The organism is Pararobbsia alpina, assembly GCF_965118125.1.
GTDB lineage: Bacteria > Pseudomonadota > Gammaproteobacteria > Burkholderiales > Burkholderiaceae > Pararobbsia > Pararobbsia alpina_A.
This window is the reverse complement of the sequence record NZ_OZ221287.1, coordinates 775,448-789,862: the sequence shown is the minus strand read 5'-3', so window position 1 is coordinate 789,862 and position 14,415 is coordinate 775,448. Positions and strand designations below refer to the sequence as shown.

Genomic DNA, 14,415 nt, shown 5'->3' with positions numbered 1-14,415 from the left:
GACGCGTGTTCAAGCAACTGATCCAAGATTTTTCTCCCCAGCTCGATGTAGTTGCAGCGTAGCTGGGTGAGGCGGCCCGGTCTTGGATAAAGCGACGGCGCGATGGACAAAACGCGGATAGGCGCCTGGAATCAAGGCGGGCAGGCTGGGGACGCGACGCGTCAACGCATGCGTCAGCGGGCGCGGTTGTGTAGCCGCCAATCCTTCGGCCTGCAACCCACGAGGCGGACGAACACCCGAGAAAAATGGCTCTGATCAAAAAAACCACAGTCGGCTGCAATGGCGGCAAGGCTCGCGTCCGTGCCGCTGAGTAGCGATTTCGCGCGATCAATCCTGCGCCTCAGTAGCCATTGATGCGGCGAGAGCCCGGCTGTCTGTTTGAAGGCTTCCGCAAAGTAGCTCGCGGAAAGATCGCATTGGCTTGCGAGATCCAGAATGGACGGGTTGCCATTCAGGTTCGCCTCGAAGAAATCGATAATGCGCTGCATCTGCCAGGGAGCCAGCTTGGGCCGCTGGACAGGTTCTGAAGTGACGCTTGCACCATATCGGGCTATCACGTGCTCGCAAAACGCGACGGCGAGGGCATCGACCAAAAGCGTATTTACCTCGCAGGGGCGCTCCAGGACCGACATTAATGTCTGCGAGAAGTGAAATAGCACGGCGTCCCACTCACCGAAGCCCTGCTGCACGAGCCCGTGGATGCGGCGCCGGCCCTTCTGATACACAAATTCGTCGATCGTGCGCTGCGAGATGTAGAGTCGCATGTTATCGAACGGCGTGTCGAGCCGGCGTGTGGGGCCATCGCGCAAGTCCAGCAGACAAGACCAGCCAGGCTTGCCAGCGTCTGCTGAACGGGCGGTCGGCTTGCCGGAGTAGCGAATATCCGGGTCAGGGTTAGCAATGAGCGGTACCTGAAAGATGAACGCTTCTTCCGGTTTTGGCGCGAGTGAGCGACCTGGCTGAGGGCGATTGTTGGTCAACCTCGAAAATATTACAGGAGGTGCCAGCGTCGCCACGCCGGCCCGCAGCGTCGGTACATCCCTTAGGGAAAAGCTTTTCGCAAGGCTCGCTTCAAAAGTAAGCGGCCCGTGGTCAGCTCGACTTGTTTCATTCATATCCATTTCCCGTGATACCGGAGTGTCGGCGCTGGTACTGCGGTTTCACCGGTGTTTCCGCCGTAGTCTCCCGGCCAGGTTGAATGACAGGGGAGTAGCTTAGCTTAATCCGATTTATTTTCCGGACCAGCACCAGCCTCGAATCCCGGCAGTCCGGCGTGGGCAACTGCTGCTCCGATCGCGGATGACCGTTTTGGAGCGATATCCGAGCGGCGGCGATGGGTCGACTTTGGCCGGTGAGCCATCAAAGGCTCAGACTAACCGCCAATAACAACGCCCGGAACTCCCGGGCGTCTTGACCTTCACTAGCTATCGGATTTTTCGTTATCTATGTCAGAAATTTTTCACTTACCTGACAGCTTGCACTTTCCGTGTCATTCGACATCTCGGGCGCCTAGTCCCAGTCGCCATCGTCAAGATCTTCGTCAGCGTCGTGAATGAACACGTACTCTTTGCCAACAGAGAAGTGGAGTTCATGGTGCGAGTATTCAATTGATCGGGTTACGAAGAGTTTCGCACTGCCTGTCACATACTCAACGGGAAAGCTCAGCACTTGCTTTGGCTCGCTTCCCGGCAGCGCCGGTGCGAAAAGCGGCAGCGCGCCCGAGTCATCCTCTGTGACGTCGATCACCGGCTCAAAGACATCACGGCCGAACAGGACCATGTTCGCGCCTCCTTGACGCTGAACCGACTGAAAGATCACGCCGTCAAAGGCTGGCAGATGCACGTGTGCTAGATATTCGGTCAGTGTCTGCGTAATGAGGTACTCATCCTCATGCCCCGGGACCACTGGACGGCTAATAAGGCCATGCAGCCGCCGCAGAAATACGGCACGCTCCCGTTGCTCTGCATACTTTGAATCGAAGTAACTGAGTGCGGCGAGCTTCGCAGCTTCGAGCCGCCGAAAGTCGAGGATACGTAGTGCCTGAGTCGTCCGAAATTCACCGACCAGCACTCGCCCCCCAAGTGCCGGGCGCATCTCGGCAAGGCAGGTGCCCGAGTCCAGAGCCCCGTAGAAAACAGCGATTCCTGCCGCGTTCATCCGGCCGGCCGGCGCCTTCTCGGCCGGCGGCGCACCCAGTTCCCGCGACGGCGCTTCGACGAACGCCCGTAGCTCAGGGTCTGAGCGAACCACGCGCGCACGAAGAACATCCGTCCCTGCCGGCAGGTCATTCACCACGGGCAGCCACTGATCAGTGTCTTTGTCGAAGAATTTCAAGCCCGTAACGCCTTCGAATAGCCGATCGAAGAGCGCCCTCGCGCCGTCGCTGAAGAAACGTCGCCGATGCGCCAACTCTTCCCGAAGGTAGTGCCATTCAGCCATCCAGGTGTGCGGCGTTGCCTTGCACGGCACGTAGAGCTGGGTGTCGTCGTAGAAGGCCTCCTCGCCGTCGCCTGGCCAATAGTCTTCGGCGTCCATAAGCGCGGTGACAAGCGCGTCCGGATCGTCAACGTCCTGGCCTAGCACCATTTGGACTATGTCCGACAACAAGTCGCCCTCCTGTTCCCAGCCCTCCTTGTCGTCATCGTAAAACTTTCGAACCGTCGGCCCGAGTTGAAAATGCTCACGGACGATTGGCTCCAACTCCTCGCCAAGCCGTTCATAGGAAAAGGCGTTGTTGCTCTCTTCACCGCAGCACTCGCAGAGCAGTGGTTCACCGTCGCTCTCGACTGTCCCGCGCAGTACCTCGTCCTCGATGCACTTGAAGCAGATGGCGTGTTCGGTCATGTATTAAGGCCTTCATCCTCTGTGCATTCCATTCTATGTCTACCTGCGTGCTGGCCCGAAAAGACTTTGCTCATGCCAGCCGCGCCCGCGCACCCTCGTCACCCTGAGGCACGTCACCAAGTAGCGTGAGCAAATAACACCGCTAGAGCGGGCTGGAATAATTTTTGGAATATTTTGTTGTGCATTTTGTAGTCGCCCGCTATGATAGCGCCCATGTCATCTGCCTGAGTGTTGCTATGCCTTTCATCGCCGAAGAAGAAGTGCGCAAGGTAGTGCTCCCTTATTTTGCTGATTTCCAGCACATCTATGCTTCGGCATGGAAAGATTGGCTTGCCAGCCCAGTGGCGTCTCGGATGCAGCACAAACGCGTGCGTGCAAACCTGATGTGGAATCAATTGATCTCGCACGCCAAAGTACGATTCGACGGCCACCCTACCGCACGCGTCGAAACATTGCGCAATTGGGATGGGGTGTTGATCGATGACCGAATTTTCATTCGCATGAAGAAGGCAGAAGAGTCGCTTCTGTCTCGCAACTATCCGACGCAGGCCGCTCTGGCGTTTCACGATCAAATTCAGGATCTTTTCGGCGGGATCGCCAGACTGGAACTGCTGTATGTGCTCTCGAAAGACGAAACCGAGATCGAGCAAATCGTACTGGTGCAGCGACACAAGAAGCAGATCCTTTGGAAAATCGACGTGCATGGCGAGTCGGGCACCGACACGCAAACGGTAATGCCGTTTGCCCCGTCCCCGACGATGGACGGAGTGGCAGTTGCCGACCGCGTTATCAAGCCGAAAACAGACGGATCACGGAAAGATGGAACTCAAGACAAGGCAGCCGCTGGCGGAGACATTCCGACCTGAGCTTGTTTCACTGCGCAGGCGGATGCTCGGGCTGGGACAAATTCAACTCGCTGAGCGAGCCGGAATTGCGCAAGGAACTCTCTCAAAGCTTGAACAGGGACTTCGGCCGGCTACGGACGACGTAATAGAGAAACTGGGCGTCGCGTTGGACTGCCCGGTTTCGTTCTTTTGCCGTACGGAGCGCGTGTACGGCGCGCCGCTGAGTGCGCACCCGATGTTTAGGAAGCGAGCGGCGACGGGACAAAAGGTGATCGACAAATTGATCGCTGAGATCAATGTCCGCATTGGCCATGTCAGAACTTTACTGGAAAGTGCAGATATCGCACCGGAGTTACCGTTTCCGCACTATGACCTTGATGATTTCAACGGGGATACGGCACAGATAGCACGCAATGTCCGTCGCGCCTGGTATATGCCGTCCGGCCCCGTTAGTAATCTGGTCGAGTATGCCGAAAGGGCGGGATGCATCGTCGCCTTCTGTGAAATGGCAGACGCTGGAGTGGACGGTATTAGCTACCGCGTTGCCGGGCTTCCGCCGTTGATTTTTCTAAACAAGGATCGACCAGCCGATAGGCAGCGGTTCTCGCTCGCGCATGAACTCGGACACCTTGTGATGCACGACTATCCGACGCCGAGCATGGAGGAGGAAGCAGATCAGTTCGCATCCGAATTGCTCATGCCAGCCGACGATATTGGGCCGTACCTTGGCAATCTGACGTTGGAAAAAGCTGCCTATATGAAACCGTTCTGGAAGGTCTCGATGGCAGCCTTGATTGTGCGCGCAACGTCACTTCATCGGATCGATAGCAACAAATCACAATGGCTTTGGCGACAGATGTCGAGCCGTGGTTATCGAACTCAGGAACCGCAAGCACTCGACTTCGCCCCTGAAACGTCTACGGTCATGAACGGCTTGATCAACAACCTAACTACGACCCTCGGGTATTCGGACGAAGACCTCGTTGGCGCGCTTTGCCTTCATTTCGAAGAGCTGGCTCGACTATATGGTCTACGTCCTCAAGGTGGTCTCAGGCTAGTAAAGCAGGACGGGGCAACACCGAAGCAAATCACTCGCAACTGAGCGAAGCGGCCGCAAACCGCACGAGCACGAAAGTTGGCACCATCCAGTCAAGGCGGCGAACGACGCCGCCGACGGCTTGCGTAAAACTGCGTCGTTTAGGAGCGTGCCGGTCGTCCCGCCCCCTCCCGATGGATGAATGCGTTAGTAATGCGTCGTTTGCGACGCATTACAGCGCGATCGGACACCGTCACCTTGTGGGACTGGTGTCCTGCGGCGGTCTGGACTCAAGGGAGATCAGGAACCCGCCCGTCGAGCCAGTCCGACCAGTCCCACACATATATACAGTCGCCGCAGCCATCCGGATCGAACAACGGCAGGCACCACATCCGCCACCACTCCCTCAATTCCTCCCGCAGAGGCTCGGGCACTTCCGCGATCCGCACTGCGTACGGCTCGCCTACGTCCTCAATCACGGGCACGGCTTGCTGCAGAACCTGACGGTCGTCCCGGGTCAGAGGAGTGTGCAGACCCAGCGCGAACCGCAGCCGCCGTCGCTCCCATGACGGCAGCAGAAACCGGTGAGAGCCGTCAGCGTTCCAGCCGCGCTTCGCGACCATCGTCAGTCGGGAGCCAGCGGGCAGATCCAGGACATGCTGCACTTCGTAGCGTTCGACGTCGATCGCCAGTGCCAAAAGTTGGTCGTCCTCCGGCGTGCCAAGCGCCGGGTCACGCCTAACCAGATCGAGGAGTGTCTGTCGGGCTTCGCGATACTCCTGGCGATTCTGGATGATGCGCACAGTCATGGTTCGCCCCCGGGAAAAATGCTACCAATGTACCGGCCAGCGGGCCGCCTGCTGTTCGTTATCACCTCGCCGCGCCGCGGACCCAGTCCGCAGAGTGCCAAGCATGCGCGAGACGGAAATCCTGCCCGCCGCACGGGCCAGTTGATAATTCACCAGGTCGCCTCGCGATCGCCCAGAAATTCCTCTCGCGCAACAGCGATCACCCGCGCCGGATCGTCAATAAAGATCTCCGCGGGCGTCCGGTCATCAAGCAACGCATGCGGCGAATATAGCCAGAACGTCCGTCTCCAGCCTCCGCGATCGTCTTCGCTGGGCAGGACGACGAGGAGGCCGGCAACGTCCTTCCGTATCGCGCCCGAGCGGTGGAACTGGAAGTCGGGGTAGAGGAAGCAACGCCGGGACGCAGACCATACTCCCAGCAGCTCACCGCTCGCTTGCGCCCGGAACGCAGATGTTGTGAGTTCCGGGCCGGGCGCCTCGCCGGCCAGCACGGCAACCCGAAGATCGTCGGGCCATCCCTTCTCAAGCAGCAGTTCGTCACGGAACTCGATCGCTGACACGATGCTTGGCTCCTAGCTTTCGCTTTGACGACCACTCAACCGTCAATTGGTGGTCGGAACTCGCACGAGGCTGCCAAGGGAGGCAAGGAGTAATGGTGCCGTCTGTGGTGACATATGAAAACCAAGTCACGCCGTCTTCGCAATAGCTCGTGATATCGACGATCGCGTTCATGACACATCGCTCGTCCTCCATTGGTTGCGTCGGAAATGCATAAACGCGACTGCAACCGGCTTCGAGTTGCCCAACGACTTCGAGAACGTCCTCGGCCTTCGTCACAAGATAAGTGTCCAAGGGTAGTGAATCTTCCTCGATGTCCTCGCGAGTGTGCTGAATTAAAAAGCAAGGAGATTCGCTGGAGACAGCCACGCATCGGAAGGCGGTGTAGGGGCTGACTAGTTGTCGGCGTACGGGATTCTTTTCTTCCCAGGTCGTCTGAGTCAAAAGCATGGGTGTGCTGGGTGTCTACCATGAGCACGAGTGCAGAACGACTCGCATCTGGCGCCTACAGTAAAAATGCTAATCTTAGTATGTAGAATCAAAGTATGCAACGACGGACATTTCATAGATGTCCGTTGCTCCCACTCAGTGCCGCCTGGTTGCCATTTTCGCCGCTAACGTTCGGCGAAGACGCATCGAGTTAGATCTCTCGCAAGAGGCCCTTGCAGAGAGGGCCGGCGTCCATCGTACGTATGTTGGGATGTTGGAGCGCAGCGAAAAGAACGTGACGATCTATAACATCGAGCGTATCGCTGACGCTCTGGGGGTCGAGCCAGCATCGCTGTTGCAGGATCGCAAGAAATCGGCGCGTCGAGCGTAAGCGGCAACGACGGCAATTCGTTGACGGGTTGGGGAAAACATCAACTTCCGCGCGCGAGCGTGGCTTGTCTACGTAAAATGGGACCGCGGCAACGCAGCCAGAATGCTTGATAACCGCGACCTGCGCCATTTCAGCGTCGAACTGCACCATTCCCAAGTCTGACGTTTTCTTCTGTAAGTTGCTGTCCACTCGCCATCACTCCACCCCTTTGGTTCGGTCGCGCGGGGGCTTGGGCAGGGGGGCATTTAGCATCATCACCGTCACCCCCTTGAGCTCGGCGTTGTGCGCCCAGGTCACGAATTGCTCCAGGAGCAGTTGGTTTTGCATTTCGAGACGCTCGACCTTGGCCTTGTAACGTTCGACCTGCTCAAGGGCGGCCCGGACACGTTCGTCCCGAGGCTGACCGCCTTCGCCCTTCCAGGTGCCCCGCAAAGCGTCTTTCTTCAGCGAGAACGCGTTGGCAATTTCCGTGTATTCCGCGAACGTGAACCGCGAGTACGTGTGGCCGGTATCCTTCCGGATCGCGTCAATCAGCAGGTCCCAAGTCAATTTGCCTTTCCACCGATCCAGAGTATCGAGCACAAGCTTGATACGCTCTGCGGTCAAATCAGGTGCGCGGGTCTTCTTCATGGCAGCAGCTTTTGGTCCTCGGCTTTGAGGAAGTAGACGGGTTGCGTGGACTCAGCGGTAATCAGGGCAGCGTTCTCCAGGTTGAGCCGAATCCGAGCTCCGCGTTCTACCGACGGGTCGTCCATTAAAGACAGGAGGGCGTTCACGCGCTCCAGCGTCCTTGATTGATGCACCACCCAGACATCGGCACCGTATTCTTCGTCGTTCAACGCCTCCCGCGCCTCATTCAGAAGGAACTCGGTTTCTTCCTTCAGCAGGCGCAAGTTGGCTTCCTTGTGCGCATCGCCTTTGACGCACTCCTGCTCCTCGCAGTTTATGCAGTCGCGGTACATCTGACATGGCTCGCTAGCGAAGTTGTGCATGCACCAGCCATATTCCGTCGTATGGGCGGCGACGACCCCAAACCTCTTGAACTCGCTACGCGTTATCAGATCCCGCGTCGCCGCAGGAACAAGGCCGGCTGTAAAACCCGCCTTCAGAGCTTGACTGATGGGTGCCTGAGCCTCGTCCGAGCTCATGTGGTCATAGGCCCTGTTCTGACGAACGTCCTTACGACCGGAGAAGATAGCGATCTCTGCGTTGCTAAGACCACCCAACTGGGCGAGCATGTTCAGGTAATGCCGAAGAGCATGGCTTCGGAGCTCGATGGGCGAACCGTCGTCCTCCGTGTAGTTGAAGCGCTCAAAGATCGAAGACCGACCCTCCCGTGCCCCGAGCGGATTCGTTATCGAGCTGTAGTCGACGCAAGTAATCATGCAGAGGTACGTCGCCTTCTGCGCGTGCATCTCGTTTGTCCGGATGATGGCCACGGCGTCCTTGCAAAGAAGCTCGGGAGCACCCGGAACGAACGGAAAGGTCTCTGGAAGCATTGCCAGTACCGCGAGCTCAACGTCTTCGAACCGGTACCCAGCCTTGCGACCGGCAAGCTGAACTTTCGGCAACTCAGCTGTCATCCGAGCCCAAGTGTTAGCCTGGTCAGTCGCATCCTCATCTCCCCACAGGATCAGCGCCACTTCTGCTGCCGTAAGGACCTCTTGACCGCGGAGGTGCGCCGCGCCGTCGTGAAGGTAAAGCGTGTTCGAATTGTCGGTGTACCACGCTGCTATATTTTTGGCGGGTGCTGTCACTTTCAGCAGGTTGGAAATAGCCTGCCTTGCCACTGGGACCATCTGGGTGGGGAGCCATTTCGTCGTGTCCTTCGCACCTTTGGACCCCGCCCAGCGGAGGCCAAGCTTCCCGTCGAATCTCCCGTCGCCCTCGACCAGACAGTTGCGCGCCAGTCGGAGCACCTCGTTGATCCGCTCCGGCGCACAGAGCATCACCGCCAGGTAGCTGGACACCGCCACGTCTGCCGGTTGAACCGCCTCCTGGAAGATACCGCCTAGCGCTCGTAGCACCGCTGCGGAAGGTAACTTCTCCTGGCGAGCATCGAGAGCCTCTTTAGAGATTCGCGAACCGAGCTCCCGAGGCCTCTTCATCCCATGGACCCATGTCTGCCGATGCGAGATGAAGCCTTTCGAATTCATGAATTCCGCAATCAGCTGCAGTTGGCCGGCAATACGGTAAGCCACCGCATCCGAGACCTGCTTTTTGGCTAACTCGACCGCAGTGTTCAGCACCTCAACGTTAACCGCCGCCGGGCGCGACGCCTTGTTCCATTCTCGCAACGCCGCCTCTAAACATCGAAGAGCCGCGATGCGCTGAGCTTGAGACGTGACCGGGCGCTTATCGTGAAGGTAGACGATAGTCGCCTTCGCGAAGTCCAGAAACGGATGTGGCAGACTCGGCTCGGACCTGTCTTCGCGGGATGCTTCGAGGGTGCTGAACACAACCCGATTTACTTTGTTCTGTCCTTTGACGTATCCGACTTCCCAAGCGTTCTTATCGAACTGCTCCCGGGCACCGAGCACGTCCGAATTCCTGCAGAGCGCAATGAAAGCCTCGAGATTGGCCTGCGGCTCCAGCTCTGCGCGGGGAGTGAAATGAAGGACAGGCGCGTTCATGCGGCCCCTCCCGATCTGCGCTGTTCATTGGCCTGTGCACATTCCGCAATGACCTCTCGTACCGCCCGGATGGCGTCATCGTTAATAGCCGCCAGTCGCTCGTCGCCTTCCGCACGTTTTCGCTCATCTTGTAGTCGCCGGAGCACCTTGTCATGAGGTGCATCAAGCCACGGCTCGAACTTGAAACAGGTGTAGCAAGCAGTCGGACGGGAGAATCCGCACCCTTCGCCTTTGCAGCCGCAACTTCCGACGGGCGCCTTTGACACGCGGAAGTCAATGATGCGGCTACCGGGAGCGCCCCTGTGTGTCGAGTGTTCCTCGTCCGCAATGAGGCGCCCCTTGAAGGCTTGCGCCAAGGGCGCAAGTTGAGGGTCCATCGCTTTATCGATGTTTTCAATAATCTTCGGAGAGGCTTCAAAGTACACGTCTACATTCTGAAGATCCGCGTGACCCAGGCCTTCCGCGATGACAGCTTTACTGGCACCTTCCTCCGCAAGTCGTGTCCCGAATGTGTAACGGAATCGCTTTGGCGCAACCGGAGTCGGTCCGAAAGCAAGACGCTCGGTCGGCGGAGCAATCGGATTCACAATACCCATGAACGCTCTGGAGAGAGCATCTCTCGTACAGTGGCCAAAGAACAGATCTCCCTTAGATCGAAGCTGCTCCCGTGGACCCCGTGTCATCACCACAGTCGCCGGAAACAGCGGCGCATTGTCATCGAAACCTCGCGACTTCAAATCTTCGATGTGCTCCAGCACAAGTCTGCCCGTTTGCGGGCTTAGGTCGAACTCTTTGAAAGAAACGCGAGAGTGCACTTCCCTTGTTTTGACCTGTGGAAGACTAAGCACGAAGGGGGCTTGGCGCCCGGCAAGATCCGACATTTTGAGAGAGGCGTACTGCGAAATCCGGCCGCCGCACGCGAACAGTAGCCGGGTCAGGACGGCGATCCACCGCGGCACCTCGCCCGAGCCGTACGCCGCATCTACCGCTTTGTAGAGTGCCGAGTATTCCGCTTCGCTGAATGGACCCACCTCAGGGTCGCGGGTGCGTACGGCGGCCCCCTTCTCATTACCTGGCTTGCGCCGCTCGCGCAAATACCGCGTGCAATCCGGTTCGACGCCGCAGAGGGAAAGGGCTGCCCACTTCTGAAGGAGCACATTCAAGGTCCCGACTCGCCATTTTTCGTGGTCTTGCAGCCGAGCAGCATAGTTCGAAACCTCTTGGGCAGTTATCGAGACCAGCGGCGCGGCGCCCACCCGAAGAGCAAGAAAGTGCTGGAATACGTTGAACAGATTGATGACATGCGATGCCGAGCTACGTTTCGCGAACACCAGCAACGTGTGCTTCAAGGAATCGCGCAGGAATGCCGCGTGCACCTCCACCTTGCCAAAGTCCAAATGTAGGCGAAAGGGTCCGTCGGTCCAATGCCAGACATCGTCATGTGGTCGAAATTCAACGCCGCTTCTCGTGAACGCAGTCTCGGGCAGGTGGAGCGCGAGTCCAGTCGGAGGGCCTTCACTTGTCGCGATCGAGCTTGTCATCAAGTCGTTCCTGAAGTTTCAAAGACATCTCACGTCCCTTTTTCGCGGTATGTCTACGTGTGTATGTCGCCGCCATTTCCGAATTGTCGCTCCAGCCTTGCTGGCTGTTACGGGCCTTCTGCTCCACGGCATCACTAAGGCCCATCGTTTCAGCTTGCTCCGAAAAACGCTCGTTCCACGTATGTCGCATCACATGGCTCGTCAGCGCTACCGACAAACCAGGGCACGCCTCACGCAGTTGCGCGAAGATCTTGTCAATGCTCGACTGGGATAGTGCCTTCCCTTTGCCAGATACAATGACCTGCGGAACAGCACGCGCTGCCTTGATCTGATAGCGCACCTTGTTGATGTGGTTCCACAACACCCTCATGATGACGGGCGTCAGCTCAATCTCACGGTCATATGTCTTCGTGTTGGCTTGAATAGGGCGGGAATCTTCCACCGCATCGGCCCGCCGGATGATGCGCAGCTTCGGTTGGCTCGGATGCAGGTCTCCGATCTGCAAGCCAAGCAGTTCACCACTTCGCATTCCAGTGGCGAGCAGGAGGACCACAATGAGCCAGTTACGCTGGCGACCGAAGCCTCGGGCCCATAAGTTCTCTGGTGAATCAGGATGCACCAAGCTGACAAGCCGGTCCTGTTCCTCTTGGCCCAGACCTACGCGGGCGTCAAGTTTCGCTCGTCTAGACACAGGGGGAATGTGTTGCCGAAACGCGGTCAGCGCCTGGTCACTTTCCGCCTTGAGTTCCCGTTTTAATTCTTTTGGAAGGGTGGAACCGACGTAGTCGGATATGAAGGCGAGAAAGTCGGCGATGTATCGGAGGCGCGACGCCTGGGTTCCAGGGTCGACAGGCTTGCGATCGGCGGCGTTGCTCCGCCGACGCAGGCCCATTTTTGCAATGTGAATGACGTTGGACTTACTTTCATCTTGCTCATCCTCATCGAGGTCTCGGGCCCGATACTGGACCGCCGACGCTAGTCGGTTAAGTTCCACAGTGCTCAGAAACCGCCCCTCTGCCAACCGGTCGAGCAAATTGACCTTCGCATTGCCTAGCTCCCGGTAAAGAAGAGCAAGACTGCAACAGACGAAGTGGATCGTGTTCGCAGCTCGGCCCCGCTTTCGGAACGTGTCCAGAAAAACTGTCACTTCATGAACTGGAAGTCCATAAGGAACCTGTAGAACTGAGCAATGCTCTCCGTTCCGAAAGCGGATTCGCTTCGCGACATATTGCGGCATCTACCCACCTTTTTTTTCGAGTAGTGGTTTAGTTGTTTATTCAGTAAAGCACAAAAAAATGTGTGGGTAAAGAAAAAGCCCGCGCTCCAAGGGAGGGCGGGCTGCTACCAACAAAAAACTGTGTTAGTCGGAATTAGAACGGAATATCGTCGTCCATCTCGTCGAACCCGCCGCCGGCCGGCGCATTCGAACGGCCGCCGCCGCCCGGGTTCGAGCCGCCACCGCCACCCGAACCACCACGGCTGCCGCCACCCGACGGTGCGCGCGAACCGCCACCACCGCCGCCACCGCCGCGCGATTCCATCGGCTCACGGCTGTAACCGCCGTCATCGCCACCGCCGGCGCCCATGCCGCCACGGCCGCCCAGCATCTGCATTTGCTCACCGACGATTTCGGTCGAGTAACGCTCTTGCCCCGATTGATCGGTCCACTTGCGCGTACGAATCCGGCCTTCGACATACACCGACGAACCCTTCTTCAAGTACTCGCCCGCGACCTCGGCCAGACGACCGAAGAACGCCACGCGGTGCCATTCGGTCATTTCCTTCATATCGCCCGACGCCTTGTCCTTGAACCGGTCAGTCGTTGCGAGTCGCACGTTGGTCACGGCATCGCCGCTCGGCAGATACCGCGTTTCCGGATCGGCACCGAGGTTGCCGACCAGAATGACTTTATTGACGGATGCCATGATTTCTCCTCTGAATGCCTTAACGCTATCCCGTAGATCGCCGCATGTCGATTCTGGCTTTCGGCCAGGTCGTCCCGGTCACGCCGGGGCGGCTGCTGATGTGTATCTGTACTTTCCGAACTGTCCAGCCAAGCCGCGACGCACCGCCGCGGCAGGAGATTTCAATGCTGTCCCGTCGTCGCCTTGCCATGGCCGCGCTGAGGCGGCCGGGCCATGCTGGCGGCGATTATAAGCCACAGGAAAACGAGCACGGAGCACGCCCCGAACACGGCGTTCGCACTCACATGAGCGAGCAGCCAGCCACCGCCTGCACCGCCCACCGCGTACCCCAAAGACTGCGTCGTGTTGTACACGCCCATGGCCGCACCCTTGCGCTCGCCGGGTGCGAGTTTCGACACCAAAGACGGCTGACACGCCTCGAGAATATTGAAGCCCAGGAAGTACACGAACAGGAACGCAGCCACCAGCCACAGCGTGTGCGGCATGGTCGCGAGCAGGATCTGGCCCGCCAGCAGCAACACGATTGCGCCGAGCAACACCGGCTTCATCTTCCCGTGCTTCTCCGCCACGATGATGGCCGGGACCATGAGCACAAAGGTCAGGCCCATCACCGGCAGATACATCTCCCAGTGGCGCACGACCGGCAGCCCCGCGGCGACCAGCGCGCGCGGGATCACGACGAACAAGGCGATCTGCGTCGCATGCAGCGCGAACACGCCGAAGTTGATGCGCAGCAGTTCCGGGTTATGCAGCACGACCGAAAACGGCGCCTTGCGGTGTACGGGCTTCGACCCCGGATCCGGCACGATCCAGAAGACCACGCCGATGGCCACGACGGCCAGCGCCGCGATCAGCAGGAAGATCCCCTTCATGCCGATCCACTCGAACAGCACCGGCGCGGACACGATCGCCACCGCATACGAAATGCCGATAAACCCGCCGACCATGGCCATCGCCTTGGTCCGGTTCGCCTCGCTCGTGAGGTCGGCGACAAAGGCAATGACCGCCGACGATACGGCCCCAAGCCCCTGGATCGCCCGCCCCAGAATCAACCCGTTCATATCGTGCGCGAGCGCGGCAACCACGCTCCCTGCGGCGAAGATCGCGAGCCCCGCGGCGATCACCGGCTTGCGGCCAAGGTGATCGGACATCCATCCGTACGGGATATAGAAAAGGGCTTGAACGAGACCATAGATGCCGATCGCGATCCCGACCGTTGTCGCATTCTCGCCGCCCGGCACGGAGCGCGCGTAGATCGTGAAAACGGGGATGATCATGAACAGCCCGAGCATGCGCAGGCCGATCACGGCGGCCAACGATGCGCTTGAACGGACTTCCAGGGGGCTCATTCGCTCTGCGGCCTGCGGCGTGACGGTCGTTTGCGACATGGGATAGCTAGGTGGG

13 protein-coding genes are annotated in these 14,415 nt (G+C 58.6%); 3 read left to right on the top strand and 10 right to left on the bottom strand.

The window, feature by feature from the left end; all coding sequences use genetic code 11:
- Positions 1-173 precede the first annotated feature (173 nt).
- Positions 174-1,115, bottom strand: a complete 942-nt coding sequence (locus tag ACMFWR_RS03330; RefSeq protein WP_181157003.1) for a helix-turn-helix domain-containing protein — start codon at positions 1,113-1,115, stop codon at positions 174-176.
- 394 nt (positions 1,116-1,509) lie between these two features.
- On the bottom strand, positions 1,510-2,844 hold the full coding sequence (locus ACMFWR_RS03325; RefSeq protein ID WP_413193611.1) for an RES family NAD+ phosphorylase: 1,335 nt from the start codon (positions 2,842-2,844) through the stop codon (positions 1,510-1,512).
- Positions 2,845-3,008: 164 nt separating this feature from the next.
- On the opposite strand from ACMFWR_RS03325, the gene ACMFWR_RS03320 reads away from it, so the two are divergent.
- Complete coding sequence (locus ACMFWR_RS03320; RefSeq protein ID WP_413193610.1) at positions 3,009-3,710, top strand: hypothetical protein; 702 nt, start codon at positions 3,009-3,011, stop codon at positions 3,708-3,710.
- Positions 3,664-4,791, top strand: coding sequence for a helix-turn-helix domain-containing protein (locus ACMFWR_RS03315; protein ID WP_413193609.1), 1,128 nt, complete (start codon positions 3,664-3,666; stop codon positions 4,789-4,791). Before ACMFWR_RS03320 ends, ACMFWR_RS03315 begins: the two co-directional genes overlap by 47 nt.
- Before the next feature lie 224 nt (positions 4,792-5,015).
- On the opposite strand, the gene ACMFWR_RS03310 is transcribed toward ACMFWR_RS03315, so the two are convergent.
- A complete protein-coding gene (locus ACMFWR_RS03310) occupies positions 5,016-5,534 on the bottom strand; it encodes a hypothetical protein (protein WP_413193608.1) in 519 nt (172 codons plus the stop codon).
- Between the two features lie 149 nt (positions 5,535-5,683).
- Entirely contained in the window at positions 5,684-6,094 is a 411-nt protein-coding gene (locus ACMFWR_RS03305) for a hypothetical protein (protein ID WP_413193607.1), read from the bottom strand.
- A gap of 566 nt (positions 6,095-6,660) precedes the next feature.
- Here ACMFWR_RS03305 and ACMFWR_RS03300 point away from each other — a divergent pair.
- Positions 6,661-6,912 (top strand): helix-turn-helix domain-containing protein, encoded by a 252-nt coding sequence (locus ACMFWR_RS03300; RefSeq protein ID WP_169496865.1) that lies wholly within the window; start codon positions 6,661-6,663, stop codon positions 6,910-6,912.
- 195 nt (positions 6,913-7,107) lie between these two features.
- On the opposite strand, the gene ACMFWR_RS03295 is transcribed toward ACMFWR_RS03300, so the two are convergent.
- The 6 genes from ACMFWR_RS03295 to ACMFWR_RS03270 form a co-directional block, all read right to left on the bottom strand.
- Positions 7,108-7,542, bottom strand: coding sequence for a hypothetical protein (locus ACMFWR_RS03295; protein WP_228977512.1), 435 nt, complete (start codon positions 7,540-7,542; stop codon positions 7,108-7,110).
- Positions 7,539-9,545 (bottom strand): integrase, encoded by a 2,007-nt coding sequence (locus ACMFWR_RS03290; RefSeq protein WP_413193606.1) that lies wholly within the window; start codon positions 9,543-9,545, stop codon positions 7,539-7,541. Before ACMFWR_RS03290 ends, ACMFWR_RS03295 begins: the two co-directional genes overlap by 4 nt.
- On the bottom strand, positions 9,542-11,086 hold the full coding sequence (locus ACMFWR_RS03285; RefSeq protein ID WP_413193605.1) for a site-specific integrase: 1,545 nt from the start codon (positions 11,084-11,086) through the stop codon (positions 9,542-9,544). The genes ACMFWR_RS03290 and ACMFWR_RS03285 overlap by 4 nt, the downstream gene beginning before the upstream one ends.
- On the bottom strand, positions 11,061-12,323 hold the full coding sequence (locus ACMFWR_RS03280) for a tyrosine-type recombinase/integrase (RefSeq protein WP_413193604.1): 1,263 nt from the start codon (positions 12,321-12,323) through the stop codon (positions 11,061-11,063). Before ACMFWR_RS03280 ends, ACMFWR_RS03285 begins: the two co-directional genes overlap by 26 nt.
- A gap of 133 nt (positions 12,324-12,456) precedes the next feature.
- Positions 12,457-13,011 (bottom strand): single-stranded DNA-binding protein, encoded by a 555-nt coding sequence (ssb, locus tag ACMFWR_RS03275; protein ID WP_413193603.1) that lies wholly within the window; start codon positions 13,009-13,011, stop codon positions 12,457-12,459.
- 161 nt (positions 13,012-13,172) lie between these two features.
- Positions 13,173-14,399: an MFS transporter gene (locus ACMFWR_RS03270; RefSeq protein WP_413193602.1), complete on the bottom strand. Its 1,227-nt coding sequence runs from the start codon at positions 14,397-14,399 to the stop codon at positions 13,173-13,175.
- Between the last annotated feature and the right edge of the window lie 16 nt (positions 14,400-14,415).

Bases quoted from the DNA above. Each gene is read 5' to 3' on its own strand.
- ACMFWR_RS03330 (WP_181157003.1), bottom strand. From the start codon at position 1,115: ATGAATGAAACAAGTCGAGCTGACCACGGGCCGCTTACTTTTGAAGCG.
- ACMFWR_RS03325 (WP_413193611.1), bottom strand. From the start codon at position 2,844: ATGACCGAACACGCCATCTGCTTCAAGTGCATCGAGGACGAGGTACTG.
- ACMFWR_RS03315 (WP_413193609.1), top strand. From the start codon at position 3,664: ATGGAACTCAAGACAAGGCAGCCGCTGGCGGAGACATTCCGACCTGAG.
- ACMFWR_RS03310 (WP_413193608.1), bottom strand. From the start codon at position 5,534: ATGACTGTGCGCATCATCCAGAATCGCCAGGAGTATCGCGAAGCCCGA.
- ACMFWR_RS03300 (WP_169496865.1), top strand. From the start codon at position 6,661: ATGTCCGTTGCTCCCACTCAGTGCCGCCTGGTTGCCATTTTCGCCGCT.
- ACMFWR_RS03295 (WP_228977512.1), bottom strand. From the start codon at position 7,542: ATGAAGAAGACCCGCGCACCTGATTTGACCGCAGAGCGTATCAAGCTT.
- ACMFWR_RS03290 (WP_413193606.1), bottom strand. From the start codon at position 9,545: ATGAACGCGCCTGTCCTTCATTTCACTCCCCGCGCAGAGCTGGAGCCG.
- ACMFWR_RS03285 (WP_413193605.1), bottom strand. From the start codon at position 11,086: ATGACAAGCTCGATCGCGACAAGTGAAGGCCCTCCGACTGGACTCGCG.
- ACMFWR_RS03280 (WP_413193604.1), bottom strand. From the start codon at position 12,323: ATGCCGCAATATGTCGCGAAGCGAATCCGCTTTCGGAACGGAGAGCAT.
- ssb (WP_413193603.1), bottom strand. From the start codon at position 13,011: ATGGCATCCGTCAATAAAGTCATTCTGGTCGGCAACCTCGGTGCCGAT.
- ACMFWR_RS03270 (WP_413193602.1), bottom strand. From the start codon at position 14,399: ATGTCGCAAACGACCGTCACGCCGCAGGCCGCAGAGCGAATGAGCCCC.